This window comes from Mesorhizobium sp. M4B.F.Ca.ET.017.02.2.1, from assembly GCF_003998955.1.
In the GTDB taxonomy this organism is placed as follows: domain Bacteria; phylum Pseudomonadota; class Alphaproteobacteria; order Rhizobiales; family Rhizobiaceae; genus Mesorhizobium; species Mesorhizobium abyssinicae.
In genome coordinates, this window is sequence record NZ_RZOF01000486.1 from 1 (window position 1) to 3,434 (window position 3,434).

Annotated in this window: 3 protein-coding genes; all 3 read left to right on the forward strand. The window is 61.6% G+C overall.

All coding sequences use genetic code 11. The features are described from left to right. The coding region (locus EN738_RS32465; protein ID WP_127287134.1) for a DUF1403 family protein at positions 1–142 on the forward strand (142 nt) is incomplete at its 5' end. A gap of 5 nt (positions 143–147) precedes the next feature. Further along, on the forward strand, positions 148–840 hold the full coding sequence (locus EN738_RS32470) for an SMC-Scp complex subunit ScpB (RefSeq protein WP_091600266.1): 693 nt from the start codon (positions 148–150) through the stop codon (positions 838–840). A gap of 698 nt (positions 841–1,538) precedes the next feature. Further along, complete coding sequence (gene qatA / locus EN738_RS32475) at positions 1,539–3,428, forward strand: Qat anti-phage system ATPase QatA (RefSeq protein WP_127287135.1); 1,890 nt, start codon at positions 1,539–1,541, stop codon at positions 3,426–3,428. Positions 3,429–3,434: the final 6 nt, after the last annotated feature.

A 3,434-nucleotide genomic window follows, 5' to 3' on the forward strand; every position in this document is an offset into this window, starting at 1 on the left:
CTCTGACGACGCGATCGTCGCCTCAGAACAAATCGCCGGCATGAGCGATCGCGGCCTGCGCCGCCTGTTCGACCGGCTGGTCGAGCTCGGTGCCGTGCGTGAATTGTCCGGCCGCGCTACCTTCCGCATCTACGGGCTGTGAAGACAATGGCGGAGAGTGCACGTAGGCGAGGAGGGAGCCGGCCAGATGACCGTCGATCAGCTGACCAGCTGTTTGACCGGGAACTGGATCATCTGCCGCCGGAAGCGCGTTGGCGTGAATGGATGCACCGGGTCGAAGCAACGATCTTCGCCGCTAGCGAGCCGGTCGACCGCGAAATGCTCGCCCGCATCGTCGGGAAAAGCTGCAGCATTGATCTTCTCATCGACGACATCCGCGAGGAGCTGCGCGGCCGCCCTTACGATCTGGTTTCGGTCGCCGGCGGCTGGAAACATTTGACCCGGCCTGCCTATGCAGACGCCATCCGTGCTGCTGTAGGTGGAAGTGGGAAGACGGCCGACCTTACGCAGTCGGAGGTTTTGGTGCTGATGTGCATCGGCTACTTCCAGCCGATCACCCGCGCCGAACTGTCGTCTTTCTTCGGCAACGAGATCAGTCGCGATTTTATTGGTCATCTGCGCGGTGCCGGCCTGATCGCTTCCGGTCCGCGCAGCCCAACGCCGGGCGCGCCCTACACCTATGTGACGACAAAAGAATTCCTGCTGGAGTTCGGGCTCGACACGCTGCGCGACCTGCCGGATTTCGAAGCCCTCGAGGACGCTGGACTGCTCTCGAAGGAGAAGCTACTCGCAGGTGATATCATGCCAGGATTATACAACGACGAGGAAGAGCATGCTTAGCGTCGGCACTGATGAATAATACGCTGCCTGGCCGGTGGCCGCAGTTCGCGGCGTCCTCAACAGGATCTACGACCGGGGTTCGCGAGATGACGTGAGGAGACGCTGTCGGGCGTGGGGCGTTGCCTAGAAAATGGTGGGGGGAAATATGCCTGTAGCTCGTATTGAACGTGTCATTGGCGGTTTGGTAACCGCGTGGGCCGAGCCCGGTTCTGATGGCTACTTTGCCTGCCATCACTTTGGATCTAACGTGCATCCAGCCCACCTCTCCAGTTTGGATGAGGTGGCGGATTTCCTACGTTCGCATCTCGGCAGCGGTGTTCGCATGAACCCCGGCTGGGTCAAGATTGTACGGAACATCCACATCGATGGGGTTTTGCTCCGCTGATCGGCGCGAGCCGTTCTGGAGAGCCAAAAACGCCGGTGGCGGTGAATGATGGGTCACTCGCAGGCGCGCTGCCTGGTGTGAAGTTGTATCCATCGAGAGTGCTATTTAAGCCGCCGGACGGACCCTGGATAAGCAAATCATCCCAAGAAAAATCCTAGACAAATCATGAGACGGCGCTTCTAATTGCTGAGCCGACCGAAATAGCGGGTTGCGCATGTCTCTCAGTGCTTTGGGGGTTATTGCGAGAGACAGATTGCAATTCTGAACTCTGTTATAACGGCAAGGATACCCAGGGTTTGGGGGAGGGGATTTCGTGATTATCGCGGATAATGAAACCGCCATCGACTACCTGTATTACGAGACGGTCGCTAAAACGGTCGTCAAGCTGATCAGGCAGAAGTCGAAGGAACCGTTGACGATCGGGTTGCACGGCGACTGGGGAGCGGGCAAATCCAGCACGCTGCTGATGATTGAGTCGGCATTCAAGGGACAGACAGACACCCTGTGTGTCCGGTTCAACGGCTGGCTGTTTGAGGGATACGACGACGCGAAGGCGGTGCTGATCGAGACGATCGTCGCAGCCCTCCTCAAGGAGAGGTCCGGGATCGCCAAGGTGGCGGACAAGGCCTGGGACGTCCTGAAGGCCGTCAACTGGATGAAGGCCGCCCGCACCGCAGGCAGCCTGGCGTTCACCATGGCGACCGGGATCCCCGGTCCGGACCTGATCCAGGGGATTGGTTCGATCGCGGGCAAGGTGATTAGCGATCCCAAGGCCTACCTGACCGGCGACGTGTTCAACAAGGTCATGGACGGTGCGGCGGAGCATTTTAAGGAGGCCGCACCTTCCGAGACGACGCCGCAACGGATGCACGCCTTTCGCGAAGACTTCGAGGAGCTGCTGGAGCGCGCCAAGGTCGACCGGCTGATCGTCTTGATCGACGACCTCGATCGATGCCTCCCGCAGACGGCGATCGCCACGCTGGAGGCTATCCGCCTGTTCTTGTTCGTGCCGAACGCGGCGTTCGTCATCGCCGCTGACGAGGGCATGATTGAATATGCCGTGCGCAACCACTTTCCCGATCTCCCGGCGGCGGCGGGGCCTACAAGCTACGCGCGCAACTACTTGGAAAAACTGATCCAGGTTCCGTTCCGCATGCCGGCACTTGGCGCGTCGGAGACCTTGGTCTATCTCACCTTGCTGCTCTATCTGGCCTCCGGCGTCAGCGACAGTTCGGTGGAGTTCAAGAGCCTGCTCGAGGTGGCGCGCAAGGCCTTGCAGCGGCCCTGGCTGGGCACCGGCTTCGACCGAGACAAAATCAAGGCGAGGCTGGGGTCCATACCCTCCGATCTGGATGCCGCCCTGCAGCTTGCGGCGGAGATTACGCCGATCCTAACCGAGGGCGCCCACGGCAATCCCCGGCAGATCAAACGCTTCGTCAACACCATGGCCCTGCGCGTCGAGATCGCCAGCGAGCGCGGCTTCCAGGACGATATCAAGCAATCCGTCTTGGCCAAGCTGATGTTGGCGGAGCGATTCGCCCCGGAACTGTTCAACGCGATCGCCCGCGACGCGTCCGCTGACGGCTCCAAGACCATCTCGATCCTCGAGCGGAAGGTGACCTCGAAGGGTGGCAAGGACGCCGATGATGATCCCATGGCCGACTGGCCCAACATCGAGTGGGTCAAGCGCTGGGCGGCGATCCCCCCGCCGCTGAACGGCATCGACCTGCGGCCCTACGTGTTTGTCAGCCGCGACCGCAGGACGTCCGCCGGCATCGGTGTCGCCGGCGGCCCCGTGGAAGCCATGATCGAGCGGCTGGCGACGTCGACTCTCGGCGTCACGCAGGTGACGAAGGCCGAGGTGGCTGCGCTCACGCCCGAAGATGCCAACCGGGTGTTCCAGGGCCTCGTGACGAAGATTGATCAGACCGAAGATCTCGGCAAACGGCCGCCGGCGGCCGAGGGTCTGGCGCGCCTTTGCGGAGACCGGCCGGAACTGCGCGAACCGCTGGTTGCATTCCTCGGACGACTGCCGGTGAGCAAGATCGGCGGGTGGGTGGTTAGCGGCTGGGGTGTGGCGGTTGAGGGTCCGCAGGCGCAAGAGTTCGCCGAGCTCGTGGGAGAGTGGGCAACGCAGACCTCGAACAAGCCACTGAGCGTCGTCGCGTCGCTGCAGCTGAACCCGAAGTCGAAGAGAAAGTAACATGGG

Coding starts and splice junctions, on each gene's coding strand:
- EN738_RS32470 (WP_091600266.1), top strand. CDS start 148: ATGGCGGAGAGTGCACGTAGGCGAGGAGGGAGCCGGCCAGATGACCGT.